At 65.1% G+C, this 16192-nt stretch carries 17 protein-coding genes; 6 read left to right on the plus strand and 11 right to left on the minus strand.

The genetic code is table 11. From position 1 onward, the window contains the following. The 5 genes from JSV08_06930 to JSV08_06950 form a co-directional block, all read right to left on the minus strand. Positions 1-228: hypothetical protein (locus JSV08_06930; protein UCF80246.1), on the minus strand; the 228-nt coding region annotated here is incomplete at its 3' end. A gap of 9 nt (positions 229-237) precedes the next feature. After that, on the minus strand, positions 238-1872 hold the full coding sequence (locus tag JSV08_06935) for an NADH-quinone oxidoreductase subunit M (protein ID UCF80247.1): 1635 nt from the start codon (positions 1870-1872) through the stop codon (positions 238-240). Positions 1873-1914: 42 nt separating this feature from the next. Then, positions 1915-4029, minus strand: a complete 2115-nt coding sequence (gene nuoL, locus JSV08_06940; protein ID UCF81851.1) for an NADH-quinone oxidoreductase subunit L — start codon at positions 4027-4029, stop codon at positions 1915-1917. A gap of 46 nt (positions 4030-4075) precedes the next feature. After that, positions 4076-4375 carry an NADH-quinone oxidoreductase subunit NuoK gene (gene nuoK / locus JSV08_06945; GenBank protein UCF81852.1) on the minus strand — a complete coding sequence of 100 codons (300 nt, stop codon included), beginning with the start codon at positions 4373-4375 and terminating at the stop codon, positions 4076-4078. 5 nt (positions 4376-4380) lie between these two features. After that, on the minus strand, positions 4381-4887 hold the full coding sequence (locus JSV08_06950) for an NADH-quinone oxidoreductase subunit J (protein ID UCF80248.1): 507 nt from the start codon (positions 4885-4887) through the stop codon (positions 4381-4383). A gap of 145 nt (positions 4888-5032) precedes the next feature. Between JSV08_06950 and JSV08_06955 the strand changes: the two genes are divergently transcribed. After that, a complete protein-coding gene (locus JSV08_06955; protein UCF80249.1) occupies positions 5033-6445 on the plus strand; it encodes a polysaccharide deacetylase family protein in 1413 nt (470 codons plus the stop codon). Next, positions 6442-7917, plus strand: coding sequence for a phosphoglucomutase/phosphomannomutase family protein (locus JSV08_06960; GenBank protein ID UCF80250.1), 1476 nt, complete (start codon positions 6442-6444; stop codon positions 7915-7917). The genes JSV08_06955 and JSV08_06960 overlap by 4 nt, the downstream gene beginning before the upstream one ends. Here JSV08_06960 and JSV08_06965 read toward each other — a convergent pair. Beyond that, entirely contained in the window at positions 7914-8135 is a 222-nt protein-coding gene (locus JSV08_06965; GenBank protein ID UCF80251.1) for a DUF167 domain-containing protein, read from the minus strand. The two genes, JSV08_06960 and JSV08_06965, sit on opposite strands and share 4 nt — an antisense overlap. Then, positions 8135-9130, minus strand: a complete 996-nt coding sequence (gene thiL, locus JSV08_06970) for a thiamine-phosphate kinase (GenBank protein ID UCF80252.1) — start codon at positions 9128-9130, stop codon at positions 8135-8137. The genes JSV08_06965 and thiL overlap by 1 nt, the downstream gene beginning before the upstream one ends. 126 nt (positions 9131-9256) lie before the next feature. On the opposite strand from thiL, the gene JSV08_06975 reads away from it, so the two are divergent. The 4 genes from JSV08_06975 to JSV08_06990 all read left to right on the plus strand — a co-directional run bounded on the left by JSV08_06975 (position 9257) and on the right by JSV08_06990 (position 12328). Next, complete coding sequence (locus JSV08_06975; protein UCF80253.1) at positions 9257-9883, plus strand: threonylcarbamoyl-AMP synthase; 627 nt, start codon at positions 9257-9259, stop codon at positions 9881-9883. 51 nt (positions 9884-9934) lie between these two features. Then, positions 9935-10807 carry a biotin--[acetyl-CoA-carboxylase] ligase gene (locus tag JSV08_06980; GenBank protein ID UCF80254.1) on the plus strand — a complete coding sequence of 291 codons (873 nt, stop codon included), beginning with the start codon at positions 9935-9937 and terminating at the stop codon, positions 10805-10807. An 11-nt stretch (positions 10808-10818) separates the two neighbouring features. After that, positions 10819-11583: a type III pantothenate kinase gene (locus JSV08_06985; GenBank protein UCF81853.1), complete on the plus strand. Its 765-nt coding sequence runs from the start codon at positions 10819-10821 to the stop codon at positions 11581-11583. A gap of 106 nt (positions 11584-11689) precedes the next feature. Beyond that, positions 11690-12328, plus strand: a complete 639-nt coding sequence (locus JSV08_06990; GenBank protein UCF80255.1) for a hypothetical protein — start codon at positions 11690-11692, stop codon at positions 12326-12328. 4 nt (positions 12329-12332) lie between these two features. Here the strand turns inward: JSV08_06990 and JSV08_06995 are convergent, their stop codons facing one another. The 4 genes from JSV08_06995 to JSV08_07010 form a co-directional block, all read right to left on the minus strand. Next, complete coding sequence (locus tag JSV08_06995; protein ID UCF81854.1) at positions 12333-13028, minus strand: YggS family pyridoxal phosphate-dependent enzyme; 696 nt, start codon at positions 13026-13028, stop codon at positions 12333-12335. Positions 13029-13035: 7 nt separating this feature from the next. Next, positions 13036-13533 carry a ribonuclease HI family protein gene (locus JSV08_07000; GenBank protein ID UCF81855.1) on the minus strand — a complete coding sequence of 166 codons (498 nt, stop codon included), beginning with the start codon at positions 13531-13533 and terminating at the stop codon, positions 13036-13038. Positions 13534-13556: 23 nt separating this feature from the next. Next, positions 13557-14282, minus strand: coding sequence for a hypothetical protein (locus JSV08_07005; GenBank protein ID UCF80256.1), 726 nt, complete (start codon positions 14280-14282; stop codon positions 13557-13559). Between the two features lie 222 nt (positions 14283-14504). Next, entirely contained in the window at positions 14505-16091 is a 1587-nt protein-coding gene (locus JSV08_07010) for an NAD(P)/FAD-dependent oxidoreductase (GenBank protein UCF80257.1), read from the minus strand. Positions 16092-16192 lie beyond the last annotated feature (101 nt).

Genomic DNA, 16192 nt, shown 5'->3' on the forward strand with positions numbered 1-16192 from the left:
CGCCGTGCGCGCGCCGGGGGAGAAATAGTCTCCCGCGCCGGCGCCGATGTCGAGCAGGAGGACGCTCGCGATCGCAAACGCGAGCCCCAGGAGTGCGAGGACCGGAACCGTCCTGCGCCAGTCGGACGGAAGCACCATGTCGACGACGAAGAGGACGAAGGCGAGCCCTATGACGTAGAACTCGCTTCCGAACGCGGTGAGGTCCTGCAGGCTAAAGAAGGGCGCCATTTCTCAAGATCACCTGGGCAGGGATTCCGGCTCCAAGGAAATTTCCTCCGCCACGACGGCGGGCTCGGGCGGCGCCGGGGGCCCGGCCTGCACGAGGCGCTCCTCTCCCTCGCCGAAGGCCCGCGCCTCCTCCATATGGAGGATAAGCTGCTCGACGGGCTTTTCGAGGTAATTCAGAAACGGCTTGGGATAGAGGCCGATCCAGAGGCTCAGGACGATGAGGGGCGCGAACTGCCACGCCTCGCGCGCGGAGCAGTCTCTGAGCGACTTGTTCTTTTCGTTCTCGAGCGGCCCGAAGAAGACCCTCTGGTAAAGCCACAGGAGATACGCCGCCGCCAGGATGACGCCGACGGCCGCCGTGAACGCCCACCAGAAGTTTTCCTGGTAGGCGCCGATGATGACGAGAAACTCGCCGATGAATCCGTTCAGCCCGGGAAGCCCCATCGAGGCGAGCGCCATGACCAGGAAGATGGCGGCGTAGACGGGCATCACCTGCGCGAGGCCGCCGTAGTCGCGGATGAGGCGGGTGTGGCGGCGCTCGTAGATGATGCCGACGAGCATGAAGAGGGCGCCCGTCGTGATGCCGTGGTTGATCATCTGGAGAAGGCCGCCCTTCATTCCCACCTCGTTCAGGACGAAGATGCCGAGCATGACGTAGCCCATGTGGCTCACGCTGGAGAAGGCGACGAGGCGCTTCATGTCGCGCTGCACGAGGCAGACGAGCGCGCCGTAAATGATGGCGATGAGGCAGAGGGCGATGAGAAGCTCTTTCCACGCCTCGAAACCCAGTGGAAGGACGGGCATCCCAACGCGGAAGAATCCGTAGGTGCCCATCTTGAGGAGGACGGCCGCGAGGATGACGCTTCCCGCCGTCGGGGCGTCCGTGTGCGCGTCCGGAAGCCACGTGTGGAAGGGGAACATCGGCACCTTGATGGCGAACCCGAGGAACATGCCGAAGAACACCCAGAACTGAAGGGTTGCGGGAATCTGCGCCGCGATGCCCTGCAAGTGGAGAATGTTCAGCGAGGGGGCGTTTCCGAGCCCCTCGATGCCGAACATCGGGATGCCAGTCGTGTTCACGAAGTAGAGCGCGAGTATGCCGACCAGGAGGAACACGCTTCCGAAAAGCGTGTAGAGGAAGAACTTGATGGCGGAGTAGAGCTTGTTGTCCGATCCCCAGACGCCGATGAGGAAGTACATCGGCACGAGCATGACTTCCCAGAAGACGTAGAACAGGAAAAGGTCGAGGGCGATGAAGACGCCGAGCATCGAGGTTTGAAGGAAGAGAAGCATCACGTAATATTCCTTGACGCGCTCCGTGATGGCCGTGTAGGAGCAGGTGACGGCCAGGATTCCCAGAAGGGTCGTGAGCAGGATGAGAAGAAGGCTGACGCCGTCGATTCCGACGTGGTACTCGACGCCGATGGCGGGAATCCACGGGGCGCGCTTGACGAACTGCATGCCCGCGTAGTCCGGGGAAAAGCCCCGCCAGATGAGGAGCGCGAGCGCGAAGTCCGCCACGACGAAAACCGTGGCCAGGACGCGGATGAGGCGGTGCTTGGTTCCCGGAACGAGGAACGCGATGAGCGCCGCGCCGATGAGGGGCAGGAACGTCGTCCAGGTCAGAATGTGGTCCATAAACATTAGATTAGGCCTCCGTTTGGTGTATGGAACATGCTCGATACTCTATACGATATACCAATAAAGGGCGACGAGCAGCAGAACGCCGCACGCGAAGAGAAACGCGTAGTTTTGGAGGAATCCCGTCTGCAGCTTGCGCACCTGGCCGCTTCCGCGTTGCGTGAGCCAGGCCCACAGGTTCACGAGGCCGTCCACGGCGAAGAGGTCGAAAAAGTGCATGAGCCACGCGACGATTTTCGTAAAAATCCCTCCGAGGCCGTTCACGAAGAAGCCGTCGATGAGCCACTTGTCCACGTCCCACAGGCGGAAGCTCATCCATTTGACGCCGTCTACAAAAACGAGATAGTAGGCCTCGTCCACGTAGTACTTCCGCTTGACGAGCGTGTAGAAGCCGCCGATTTTCTCGGCGAGCGCCCGCGGCGCGGTGAACGCGCCGTCGCGGTACCATGCCCGCGCCCAAAAGAATCCAAGCGCCGCCACCGCGACGGAAAACGCCATCAGGCCGAGCTCCAGAAGGGGAGAAGCGTGGGGCTCGCCGTGCACCCCGTGCACCTCGTGGAGCGTGGGCGCAAGCCACGCCTCGACCACGTGCGCGTGGCGGGCGAACGCCGCCGGGATTCCCAAGAATCCGGCGACCGTCGCCCCCGCCGCGAGGAAGACGAGCGGCACCCACATGACCTGCGGCGACTCGTGGATGCGCTGCCTCACGTCCTCGGACATGCGGGGCGCGCCGTGGAACGTCATGTAGTAGAGGCGGAACATGTAGAAGCTCGTCATGAGCGCCGTGGCGACGCCCAGGAACCACAGCGCGCGCGAGGCATTCGGGCCGGCGAAGGCGTTGAAGAGGATTTCATCCTTCGAGAAAAAGCCGGCGAGCGGCGGGAACCCGGCGATGGCGAGGCAGCCGACGATCATGGTGAAGTGCGTGATGGGCAGGTGCTTCTTGAGGCCGCCCATCCTGCGCAAGTCCTGCTCGCCCGAGAGGGCGTGGATGACCGAGCCGGCGCCCAGAAAGAGGAGCGCCTTGAAGAACGCGTGCGTCGTCAGGTGAAACATCCCCGCCGTGAACGCCCCGACGCCGAGCGCGAGGAACATGTAGCCGAGTTGGCTCACCGTGGAATAGGCGAGCACCTTCTTGATGTCGTCCTGCGCGAGGCCGATGGAGGCGGCAAAGAGCGCCGTCGCGCCGCCCACGACGGCCACCAGGGTGAGCGCGGGCAGGTATTCGCATTGCTGGCCCACCTGGAAGACGCCGTTCAGGCGCACGATGGCGTAGATGCCGCTCGTGACCATCGTGGCGGCGTGGATGAGCGCCGAGACGGGCGTAGGGCCCGCCATGGCGTCGGGAAGCCACACGTAGAGCGGAAACTGGGCGGACTTGGCCGTCGCGGCGGCGAAGACCAGCAGGGCGGCGATCGAGCAGAGAAGCTCCGGCGAGAAGGCCTTGCCCCAGGGCACGAGGGGCGCGCCCAGCTCGTGCGCCTCGACGGCGCGCGCGTTCACCTCGGCGAAGTCGAGCGTCCCGAAGCTCATCAGCACGAGGCCCACGGCCATGACCATGAAGAGGTCGCCCGCGCGGTTTACGATGAAGGCCTTGTTCGCGGCGTTCGTAGTCCAGATTTCCTTGTGCAGGAAGCCGATGAGGAGATACGAGCACAGCCCCACCCCCTCCCAGCCGATGAACATCGTCACGAAGTTCGCCGAGAGGACGAGGTTGAGCATCATGGCCATGAAGAGATTCAGGTACGCGAAGTAGCGGAAGAAGCCCTTCTCGTGCGCCATGTAGCCGATGGAATAGACGTGGATGAGGAGGCCGACGCCCGTGATGACGAGCGCCATCAGGGCGGAGAGGGGATCGAAGCGGAATTCCCAGGCAATCTCAAGCTCCGCCCGGCGCCCGTCCGCGATTTGAAGATAACTTCCGGGAATGAACGTGGCCACGTGGACGTCAGTGTTTTCGGAAAGAACGCGTTCCTCTGGGGAATATCCCGCGAGCTCCGCGGTGCAGACCACGGAAAGCAGGAACGATAAGAACACCGTGCCGCACGCGACGACCGAGACGATCGTCTTGTTGCGCCGCCAGAGCGCCGCGCCCACTACGCCGTTTGCGAGCGCCCCGAGCGCGGGGAGGAGAACGATCCAGACGACGAGGGAGGAAATCATATCAAGGGACGGGTTTTCCGGTTTCTTGTCACAGGCGTCATTCCTACCACCTCAGAACGTTGAGCGCGCTCACGTCCACGGTTCTCTTGTTGCGGTAGAGGGCGATGAGAAGTGCGAGGCCCACGGCCACCTCGCCCGCCGCGATGCAGATGACGAAGACCGCGAAAACCTGGCCGGTGATGTCGTTGAGGTGGCGGGCGAAGGCGAGGAAATTCAGGTTGGCCGCGTTGAGCATGAGCTCGAGCGACATGAGCACCACGATGGCGTTCCGGCGCACGAGCACGCCCACGAGGCCCACCGTGAACACGGCCAGCGAGAGCGTGAGGTAGTGGGTGACGGTGATTTCCATTAAATATCCTTCTTGGCCAAAAGTATGGCGCCGATCATGGCGGCCAGGAGAAAGAGCGACGCGAGCTCGAAGGGAAAAAGGTAATTCCGGAAAAGCGTCATGGCGACCGTGGCGACGTTGCCGCCCTCCGCGGCGAGCGCCGGCGCCCCGCCGGGCGCCGGGCTTTTGAATACGGCCCCCCAGACGAGCCAGCCCATGGCGCTGAAGAAAAGGGCGCCCAGGAACACCGACTCGGCCATGTACGGATGGGTATGCGGGATGTTTTGCGTGCCGCGGAACGAGACAAGCATCACGGCGAACAGGAAGAGCACCATGATGCCGCCCGCGTAGACCAGGACCTGGACGGCGGCGATGAATTCGGCTTCGAGCGTAAGGTACAGCCCGGCGAGCGAGAGGAACGCGAGCACGAGGAACACGGCGCTGTGGATGAGGTTGCGGCTCGCCACCACGGCCACGGCGGATGCGAGAAGGAGAATTCCGAGAACGTAGAAAGCAACGAGCGCCATAGAGAGTATGATTCTACCGAAAAGAAGGAGAGGAGGTCAAACGGCGATCAGGTATCAGCAAAATGTAGGGGTGGTTACGAACCGCCCACGGTCATGTGGCAATTCGTGAATTGCCCCGACAGCTTGCTTAGGCTATCCTGAACCGATGCCCGCCTCGAAACCCAAGGCGAAGAAAGAAAAGTTTTTCTGCATCACGCACCCGACGCGGCGAGCGCGCAGGCGGTGCTACTTCTGCCGCCGGCCGCTCTGCCCGCGCTGCCAGTTTCGCCTTTCGGGTCACATCTTCTGCGGCGCTCTCTGCCACAACCGCTACCAGCGGTGGGTGCGGCGCGAGCACTGGCGCAAAACGGCCGCGCGCGTCGCGGCGCACCCGGCGGCGCGCTGGACCGCGATGGGCCTCGCGCTCGCGGTGCTTGCCGTGACGGCGTATCTCTCGCTCACGGTGCTCCGCTCGAGTGAGCTCTACGCCGAGAATGAACTTGCAGCCGTCCCCGTCATGCCGGAACTCGACGTGGACGACGCGCGGTGGAGTCTTCCCGGCCTCATTCGCCTCACGGAGCCCGCCGACCGCTCGGAAACGACGCGCTCCCTCGTTCCCGTGCGCGGCGAAGCCCCCGCCGGGGCCATCGTGGGGCTTTACCTGAACGGCGAGCTTCTCGACGCGGCGCTCGCGGCGGACGGCACGTTCTCGTTCGACGAGGTGCCGCTCCCGAAGGACGCCAATACGGTTCAAGTGCGCTACTACGACCGCTACGGCACGAGCGCCTATTCAAACGCCGCCCTGGTCTTTGCGAGGGGGCGCACCGCTCAAAAGCCGCGCCCCATGAGGGTGGCCGAAACGCCTGAGGAAATTTCCCGGGCCGCAAACCACATCGTCCGGGGCTCCCGGGCGGTGCGTGTCGTATACCTGACGTTCGACGGCGGCTCCAGCGCAAACGTTGCCGAGGAAACTCTTCGCATGCTGGCGCAGCATCGGGTGCGTGCGACGATGTTCCTCACGGGGCGGTTCATCGAGCGCTATCCGTACATCGTGCGCCTCATTGTGCAGGACGGCCATGAGGTCGGAAACCACACCGACTCGCATCCGCATCTTACCACCTTCGCCGCAAACCGTCGCCACCAGACGCTGAACGGGGTGTCGCGCGCGTTCCTGCATGACCAGCTTCAAAAGACGAGCGCGCTCTTTGAAGAGGCGACGGGGCAAGAAATGCAAAAGATGTGGCGCGCGCCCTTCGGCGAGCACAACCATGAAATCCGGCGCTGGGCGGAAGAGCTCGGCTACATCCACGTGGGCTGGACAATCGACTCGCTCGACTGGGTCGCCAAGCGCGACTCGCACCTCTACGCCCCCATGCGAAGTATTCTCGAGCGCCTGCTTTCCTTCGGCGAGGAAGCCCGCTGGGGCGCAAGCGGCAGCATCGTTCTGATGCACCTGGGCACCGAGCGCTCGCCTCCCGAGCGCCTGCCCGAGATTCTTCCCGATTTGATTGAGGGCTACCGCGCGCGCGGTTACCGCTTCGGCCTCGCGAGCGAGCTGCTTCCCCGACGACGGCCGTGAAGCGGAAATCTTCCATCCGCTTCGGCACGGACGGCTGGCGGGCCGTCCTGGGCGAAGAGTTCACGTTTGAGAACGTCGCGCGCGTCGCGGTGGCCGTCGCGGCGGTTTTCAAGCGCCGGGCGGCGTCCCGTCCCGCCGGGGGCGGAAAAATTCTCGTGGGCTACGACAACCGCTTCCTGGCCGACTCGTTCGCGCGCGAGGCGGCCCGGGTGTTGCGCGGCAGGGGCCTCGACGCCCGCCTTTCGAGGGCCGCCGTCCCGACGCCCGCCGCGTCGCTTTTCCTTCACCGGAAAGGCTGGCTCGGCGCCGTGCTCCTCACGGCGAGCCACAACCCGCCGTCGTTCGGCGGATTCAAGGTTAAAGTCTATCCCGGCGCAAGCGCCGACGACTCGTTCGCTCGCGCCGTGGAGCGTGCGATTCCCACGCGGCCGCCCCGGCCGAGCCGTGAAGCGCCGCCCGGGGTGGACGTGATGCCCGCGTACCTCGGGGCGCTTCGGAAATTCGCCGACATGCGCGTCATCCGCCGGGCGGGGCTTCGCGTCGCCGTCGATTCCATGCACGGCACCGGCGAGCGGATCATCGAAACGCTGCTTCGCGGAGGAGGCACGGAGGTGACCACGCTTCGGGCCGGGCGCGACCCTCTCTTTGGCGGCGGGTCGCCCGAGCCCGTGCCCGAGAACCTGGCGGAGCTCGCACGCACGGTGCGTCGTGGAAAATTCGACGTCGGCATCGCGCTCGACGGCGACGCCGACCGCCTGGCACTGCTCGACGCGCGCGGCGGGTTCGTGAGTCCGCAGAGCGTCATGGCCGTCCTTGCCGACGAGCTCCTGCGCGTGCGCGGCGAAGCGGGCGACGTGGCGAAAACCTACGCGGGCACGGAGCACCTCGACCGCATCGCCGAAAAATTCGGGCGGCGCTGCCGCGTGACGCCCGTCGGGTTCAAGCACATCTCGCGCCTCATGCGGCAGGGCCGCGTTCTTATGGGAGGCGAGGAGGCGGGCGGCATCGGAATTTCCTCTTACATGAGCGACCGCGACGGAATCGCCGTCGCCCTTCTCGTCCTCGAGATCATGGCGCGCCGCCGGAAATCGCTTCGCGCGCTCGTGGGAGAAATCGCGCGCCGCTACGGGCCGCTCCACTACCGCCGCGTGGATTTACCCGCTCCCGCCGGGGCGGGGGCGGAGCTCTCGCGGGCGCTTTTTGAAAAAATCATGGCCTGCCGGGGACGGTTCCGCCTGGGCGGAAAGCGCTTTCCCGGCTACGACGCGCCCATGGCGGGCGTCGAGACCCTTGACGGCGTGAAATGCTTCTTCCATGACGGCGCATGGCTTCTCTTCCGCACCTCCGGGACCGAGCCCCTCCTTCGCGTCTATGCCGAGGCGCCGGCGAAGAAGAAATTGGAAGCGCTGATCAAGGCGGGGAAGAAAAACGTTCGGGAGGTTGTTCTGAAAAGAGTGGCCGGCGTTCGCTAGGCCTGAATCTCCGCGACCTTGCGGCGGCCCTTGTGTCCCCGGAGGACGCGCACGCGGGAGGGCGCCACGCCGAAGTGCCGCGCCAGGGCGCGGCGCACCGCGTCGTTCGCGCGGCCCTCGACGGGCGGCTCCTTGACGCGCACGACGTAGCTTCCGTCCGCCGAGCGCTCGACGTGCTCCTCCTTCGAGCGGGGCTTGACGTGGAGGGAAATTTTCATCACTTCCCGAAGTGCTGGAAGCCCTTCCTGGAGGAAAGCGGCCGCTTGCGGCCGTCCTCCCCGACGAGGAGTATGCCCCCGGCGCGGGTCAGCTTTCCGATTTCAGCGAGTGGAATCTTCAGCTTCTTTCCGAGCGCGAGCACCTCGCGGCGCTTCCGCGCGGGCGCTGCGAAAAGCAGCTCGTAGTCCTCGCCCCCGTGGAGCGCGAGCGAGAGCGCGTCCCCGGGAAACGCGCACCGGACGGCGGGGTCCACGGGAATGGAGCTCTCGCGCAGCACGGCGCCGGCCCGGTTTGCCGCACAGAACCGCTCCAGGTCCACCGAGAGGCCGTCGCTCAGGTCCATGGCGGCGCGCGCGAGATTCTTACTTGCCAGCGCGCGCGCGAGCGCAAGGCGCACGGGCGGAAGCAGGTGGCGCCCGGCCAGCCGACGCCGAACGCCCCGCAGGCGACCGTAGCCGCCGCTTCGGCGAAGCGCGCGAAGCCCGGCGGCGGACGCCCCCAGCGCGCCCGAAACAAAGACGAGCGCACCAGGCCCCGCGCCGGTGCGCCGCAGACAGCGGCGCGGGTCCGCCTCCCCGAGGAGCGTGAGCGAAAGGAAAACCCCCTTCCGCGATGCCGTGGTGTCGCCCCCGAGGAGAACGACGCCGTGCCTTCGGGCTTCCCGCCGCACGCCGCGCAGGAGCTCCTGAACCCACGAGAAGGCGATATCTCCCGGGAGCGCCGCGTTCACGAGCGCCCAGCGCGGCTCGGCGCCCATGGCGCTCATGTCGCTCAGGTTCGTCAGCACCAGCTTTCGGCCCAGGAGCAGGGGAGGGCACAGCTTTCGCTCGAAGTGCACGCCCTCGGCCATGTGGTCCGTCGTCGCGACGAGCACGCGCTTCGGGGAAACGCGCACGGCCGCCGCGTCGTCGCCGAGTGGAACCCGGACGGAGGGATCGCTGCGGAGGCGGCGCATCATTTCCCGGATGACGGTGTCTTCGCTCAGGCGGCGCATGGTACTCTCAATGTAGCACGCCGCTCGTGGGCGGGACAAGAACCCGCGACGCGTCTTCTTGACATTTCCACGGGGCTTACTTATAAAGTAGGACAATGCCTGAAGCTCATCCACGAGCAGCGTAGCATGCAGTCCCATATCGTCCCGCGGCATCCCCTTCAAGAGTCGGCGCGGCTGGCCGCCGAGGTGGTGAACACGGGCGGCGTCGTCCTCATTCCCACGGATACGTGCTACGGCCTCTCGGCTGGCGCGGCCGCCGCCGAGGCGATCCGGCGCGTGGAGAAACTGAAAGGCCGCGAGGGAAAACCCTTCAACGTCCTTCTCAAGGACGTCGCGGCGCTCGAGCGAGTTGCTACCTCCCTTCCGCCCTGCTTCGAGCGCCTGCGCGGCGTGCTCGTTCCGGGCCCCCTGACGTTGGTCGTTCGTTCGGAAAAACTTTCTTTCTCGTCCGATGGAACACTCGCGGTGCGCGTCCCCAGGAACGAATTTTTGGAGGCGGTCATGGAAAAAGTCCGGGAAGAGGGAATCATCTCTACGAGCGCCAATCCTTCGGGCGGGGCCGAGCCCTACGCTCTCGACGACGTGGCGAAAGCCATTCTCCAGGGCGTGGACCTGTCCGTGGACGCGGGAAGGCTTCCTCCGACGCCTCCTTCCTCCATTCTGGACCTGACGAAGGAGCCGCCCGCCCTCCTGCGCGAGGGCGCCGTTTCCAGGGCGAGGATCGAGGAGGTTCTTCGAACCGCGGTGGCGTAAACGGCGGTCCCTTGACCCGGGCGTGTCGCCCGCGCGTTGTGGGATTCCCGCGTGCGTGCTATTCTAGTCTGGCTTATGTTCCTGTCGCCGTTTTCTGAAAAAGCCCTCCGGCGGGCGCTCGAGCGGCGCGGCGCGAGTTTTATCCAGGATGTTTTCGTCTTTGAGAGCGTCGGCTCGACGAACGACGAGGCGAAGCGCCTGGCGCAGGGCGGTGCGCCCGAGGGGACGCTCGTCGCGGCGGACGAGCAGACCGCCGGGCGCGGCCGGGGGGAGAATTCCTGGCTCTCGCCCAAGGGCAAGGGGATCTACGCATCGCTCGTCCTGCGGCCCGCCCTCGAGCCCTCGCGCGGGGGGGAGCTGAGCCTTCTCGTCGGCGCGGCCGCCGCCGAAGCCCTCTCGGAAGAGACGGCGCTCCGGGTGGAAGTCAAGTGGCCGAACGACCTCGTGATTCACGGGCAGAAAGTGGGCGGCATCCTGGTCGAGGCGGCGGCGGGCGACCGCGTGCTCGAATACGCCGTCGCGGGAATCGGGGTAAACGTTTCTTTCGAGCGCAGGGAACTGCGCGGCGCGCACGTTCCCGCGACGTCGCTTGCTCTCGAAAAAGGGGATGTGCCGCCGCGCGAGGAAATCCTGGCCGCCGTGGCCGCCCGGCTCGGCCAGAGCTACCACGAATACCAAGAGCGGGGCTTTTCCCATTTGAAGAATCTTATGGAAACCGTGGCGACGCATCGGCGCGGCGACGCGCTCGCGCTCCAAACGGATGCGGGTATCCGGCGCGGCGCCTACGAGGGCATCGAGGAGGGCGGCCTGCTGCGCCTCCGCTTCGGGGACGGCTCCGTGAAAACCTTCGACTCGGACGGGGAGGCGCACGCGCTTCGCCCGAGCCCCGGCCCCGCTTCGGAGGGGCGGGCAAGCACGCCGTGAAGGAAAAGAATATGCTTTTGGCCGTAGATGTCGGAAACACGCAGACGGTTTTCGGGGTCTTCGAGGGCAAGACGCTCGCCGCCTCCCTGCGCGTGGCGACCGACCTTCAAAAAACCGAGGACGAGTACGCGCTTCTCCTGGACGCGTTTCTTGCGCAGCGCGACCGGAAAGGCAAGGTACAGGGCGTGGCCATCGCAAACGTCGTGCCGCCGCTTGCGCCCGCGTTCGAGGCGCTGGCGAGGCGGCGCTTCGGCGTAGAGCCGCTCGTTGTGCGTGCCGGCGTCAAGACCGGCGTCCCCATCCTCTACGACAACCCTCTCGAAGTGGGCGCCGACCGCATCGTGAACGCCGTGGCCGTCTGCCAGCTCTACCGCGCCCCGGCCATCGTCGTGGACTTCGGCACGGCGACCACGTTCGACGTCATCACGGCCAAGAATGAATACGCCGGCGGGATCATCGCGCCCGGCCTCACGCTTTCGGCGGAGACGCTTTTCGCGCACGCCTCGCGCCTTCCCCGCGTCGAGATCGCGCCCCCCTCGAAAACGGTCGCAACCAACACCATCGAAAGCATCCAGGCCGGCCTCTACCACGGCTACGTCGGTCTCGTCGAGGGCGTTCTCGAAAAAATTCGCGAGGAGCGCAAAGAGGATTTCTTCGTCGTCGCCACGGGCGGCCAGGCTTCCCTCATCGCCCCCTCGGTGTCGGCCATCGAGAAAGTGGACCTGGACTTGACGCTTCAGGGGCTGCGCATCCTCTATGAGAAGAACCGCTCCTAAGGGCGCTCGCCGGACACCAAAACTCGCTCGCACGAGCAAGGCTGAAAAGAGCAGAACGAGAAAGAAGGGGAAAAAAACCGCCGAAGCCGGGAAGGCGGGCTCCGCCGTGCGCTACTTCTCAGAGGCGGAAAAGCATTTCAGCCTGCGCTTCGGGCGGCCGCTCCTTCTCTCGCCGCGCGACGTCGCCAAGGTCGAGGAGTGGCACGCGATGGGCGTTCCCCTGCGCGCCGTGAAGCGCGGCATCGACCGCCACTTCGAGCGCCTCGACCCCTCGCGCCGCCGCAAGGCCGTCGTGCTCGCGTTCTGCGAGAACGCCGTCCTCGACGAGTGGGAAAACATGCGTGCGCAGGGCTCGCGGGGCGCGGCGCGGCCTCGCAAGGTAAAGGAATCCCCGAAGAAAACGCTTGAAAAATTTTTGAACCGCCTCAAGCGCGCCCGGAAGAAATCGAAGGCGGACTGGGCGGCGCCGCTTTTCGAAGAACTGCGCGGCGAGGCGGAAAGGGCGCTCGCCTCAAAGAAAATACCGACCGCGGAGAAATTCGCCGCGCGCCTCGAGCGCCGCGTCTTGAAGTTCCTCAAGGCCCGCGCCCCGAAGGAGCGGCTCGACCGCGCGCGCCGAAAAATCGCCAAGGCGCTCGCCCCCTACCGCCCACGCATGGACGAGGCCGTCTACCGCGAGGCGCTCGAGCACCAGACTCTGGAGGCGGTGTGGAAGGAGGCGGGGATTCCGAAGATACCGGGGTGACCCGCTAGCCCTGCCTCTCCCCGAAGATAGCCCGCCCAACCCGGACAAGCGTGGCACCTTCCTCGATCGCAATCTGAAAATCCTCCGTCATGCCCATCGAGAGGTGGCGCATCGAAACGTGCGGAAAATTTCTTTCTCGCGCCCGCTCCGCGAGCTCGCGCAGGCGGACGAAGAAGGGGCGCGTCTTTTCGGGGTCGGGGTCGTAGGGAGGAAGCGTCATGAGTCCCTCGACGGCGACGCGCGGACAGGAGGCAAGCGCTTCGAGGAACGCCAGGAGATTCTCTGGAGCGACGCCCGCCCGCTCCGCCCTGTCCGAAAAATCCACCTGCGCCAGGACGGGCACGTGCTCCACGCCCGCGGCCTCGGCGCGCTTTTGAAGTTCCTTCGCAAGCTTTTCGCGGTCGAGCGAGTGCACCAGGGCGAAGCGCCCCACGAGGTCGCGCGCCTTCCGGGTCTGCACCTGCCCCACCATGTGCCACGCGACGGAAATTTCCCGAAGCGCCTCCATCTTGGGGAGCGCCTCCTCGACGCGGTTCTCTCCGAAGACGCGCAGGCCCGCCGCGTGGGCGGCGCGGACGGTTTCGGGAGGAAAGGTTTTCGACACGGCGACGAGCTCCACGTCCTCCGCGCGGCGCCTCGCGCGGTCGCAGGCGCGCCCGATGCGCTCTCGAACCTCTTCGATGCGCCTTGAAAGCTCCACGGCCGGGTCAGGGGACAAACGGAAGTTTCTCGAACGGGAGAATTCCGGGGAAGGAGTTTTTCTTCAGGTTCACGGCTATGTTCGCCAGCCGGTCGGCGCGCTTGTTCTCCTTGCGCGGGATGTGGGAAATCTCGAAGCGCTCGAACCGCGCCGCCTGCTTGACGGCCTCGGCGTGCAGGGGCTTGAGGTGCTCGTTCTGCACGCGGTAGAGGCCCTTCACCTGCTTGACCAGAAGCTCCGAGTCGGAGCGCACGAGAAGCGTCCGCGCCCCAGCGGCCCGGGCGTAGGCGAGCGCCGCGAGGAGCGCGCAGTATTCGGCGCGGTTGTTCGTGGCGCGGCCGAGATAACCGTACAATTCGACCTCCCTGTCCGTACCGGCGCCCGAGTCGGCGCGGGCGGGGCTTCCGTCTTCCCCCGCCGGGGCATCCGGGGCAAGCATGGCGATGACGCCGAAGCCCGATTCGCCGGGATTGCCGCGCGAAGCGCCGTCGATGTAAGCTGTCAGGGTTTTCGTCCGTCCCGGCGGGTTCACGCGGAGGCCGCTTCTTCGTCCTCGCTCCAGATGAGGATCCGGCTGCAGTGCTCGCAGAGAAGGAGCTTCTCGCACTGGCGCACTTCCTGGATGTGCTGCGGCCGCACGAGCATGGCGCAGGCCTCGCACACCTCGCCCGCGATGCGGGAGACGGCAATGCCGTGGCGGTTCTCGACCAGGCGCATGAAAATATCGAGAGGCTCCGAGTCGAGCGCGCCGCTTTCCTCGCTCCAGCGTGCTTCGAGGCCCTCGCGGCGCGTGCTGAGCGCTTTTTCCTCCTCGTCGAACGCCCGAAGCTCCGACTCGACCCGCTGCTTGAAGGAAGGCTCCTCGCGCTTCTTCGCCTCGGCCTTCTTGCGCGTCTCCTCCTCCTCGGTCATGCATTCGAGAATCTGCTCCTCGATGCCGTGGATTTTTTCCCGAACCGACTTAATCTCACCAAGAAGCGCCTTGTAAGCCTCGTTGGTTTTGACTTCGAGAAGCTGCGAATCGTACTTGTTCTTCTGCTCGTTCAGCGCCTCCACGTCAACTTCGAGCGAATGAATTACCTTGCGGACGGACGCGACGCCCTCGGAGAACGCCTTGAGCTCGGCCTCGAACGCTTCGCTTTCCTTTTGCAGGGCCGCCCGCTTGGCCGGGAGCGCCGCCAGCTGCTCGTCCGTTTCAGCGCGCGCCGTGTAGATTTCCTGCATGCGAATCAGCCGCGCGATGGTTTCCTTCATCGTCCGCCGCTCTTTCCTGAGAAACGAAAAAGGGGACATTCCCTTGAGAACGTCCCCGTGCTGCGCTTCGGGCGGCTTCTACACCGCCCGCCTCGGCTCACCTCGTTCGGCCTCATGCGTTGCATCAGTGCAGTATGCCAAAAAGAAACGCGCCATGCAACACGTGCGCGGACTCGGCGCGGGTGCTCTGGACGCGTGCGGCCGCCGTCCGGTCGTGGACGTCTACGCGGCGGCGATGCCCCTGCTCCAGTCCTTGAGGATCTGGAGTGCGGCGAGCCGGCCAGGCACGGACGAGATGCCGCCTCCGGGGTGCGCGCTCGAGCCGCAAAGGTAAAGGTTCCTGACCGGCATGCGGTAGTGCGCCCAGCCGGGCACGGGTCGCATGGATAGATCCTGGTCGAGAGTAATCTCTCCGTGGCAGATATCCCCGGCGGTGAGGCCGTAGACGGTTTCGAGATCGAGAGGCGTCAGCACCTGGCGGTGAAGGATGGCTTTCTTGACGTTGGGGGCGTACTTCGAGAGGGCTTCGATGACCAGGTCTCCCAGCTCCTCGCGCCGGTCGTTCCAGTTCCCTTCCTTGAGATGGTACGGGGTGTTCTGGACGAAAAGGTCCGCAACGTACTTGCCCTCGGGAGCGAGGCTCGGGTCGAGGAGAGAGGGGATGGCCAAGTCGAAGCAAGGCGTCCTCGGGAAGCGGCCGTACTTGGCGTCGTCGTAGGCACGCTCCCAGTGCTCCATGCTGTGAGTCCCCGTCATGTATCCCCGCAGGTGCGGGCCGTCCCCGGGAAGACACGTGAAGTTCGGAAGCTCGCTCAGGGCAAGGTTTATCTTGGCCGAAGCCCCGTTCATCCTGAAGTTGCGGACATGCCACAGGAACTTGGGATCGAGAGAAGAGGGATCGAGCAGCTTCAGAAAGGTTCGGTGCAGGTCGGTGCTTGCGGCAACGATTTTTCCGGAAATCTCCTCGCCGCTTTCGAGTGCCACGCCGGCGGTCGCGCCGTTTTTGACAATAATTCTCGCCACGGGCGCCTCCGTGCGTATCTCTGCGCCGTAGCTCCTTGCGGACCTCGCGATGGCTTCGCTGATGGCGCCTATGCCTCCGCGCGGGAAGCCCGACCACTCGACGGCCGTGTGGTAACCCAGCAGGAAAAAGGCCGAGCCCGGAGATTTCGGGCCCAACATCGGGCCGCCGGATATGAGCGAGGCGATCACGGCCTTCACAACGTCCGACTCAAACCACTCGTCCAGATAGTCCGATATGCTCATGGTAGTGAGCCGCATTAGCTCGTACATGTCGTTTTTGCCGAGCCTCCGGAAGCGAAGCGCCGTGCGCAGCAACCCCCACGTCGAGGAAAAGCTGGTATCGGCGATGTCCGGCGCCGGCGCACCGATAAGCGGAGAGACAAAACCGGAGAGACGTTCAACGAAATCCATATACTCGGGGTACTTCTTCGCGTCCTTCCTGGAAAATTTCTCTATCTCTTTCTGGGCTTTCTCCACCTCGTCATGCAATATGAGATACCTTCCGTCCGGCATGGGCGCGAACGCAGCGGAACTGCGGGGAAGGAATTCCAGGCCGTGCTTTACGAGATCCAGGTCGCGGACGACGGAGTCGGACAGCCAATCGCATTGGATGGCGCAGGTGTTGTATTTGAATCCCGGAAAAATCTCCTCCGTCGCCGCCGCGCCGCCCAGGACGTGCCGCGCCTCGACGACCAGAACCTTCTTTCCGCTTTTAGCAAGGTAAGCGGCGGTCGTGAGGCCGTTGTGGCCTCCTCCTATGACGATTGCATCGTACTGTTTACTCATTTTCCAGATTCTCCTGTGTTGATGATTCTTGGGCGTTTCCTGTATTGAATATAGAGTCTACCATTGCCGCAGCCCCTGAGCACCTCCGGCGCGGGGGCTCT

Source organism: Acidobacteriota bacterium (assembly GCA_020349885.1).
GTDB lineage: Bacteria > Acidobacteriota.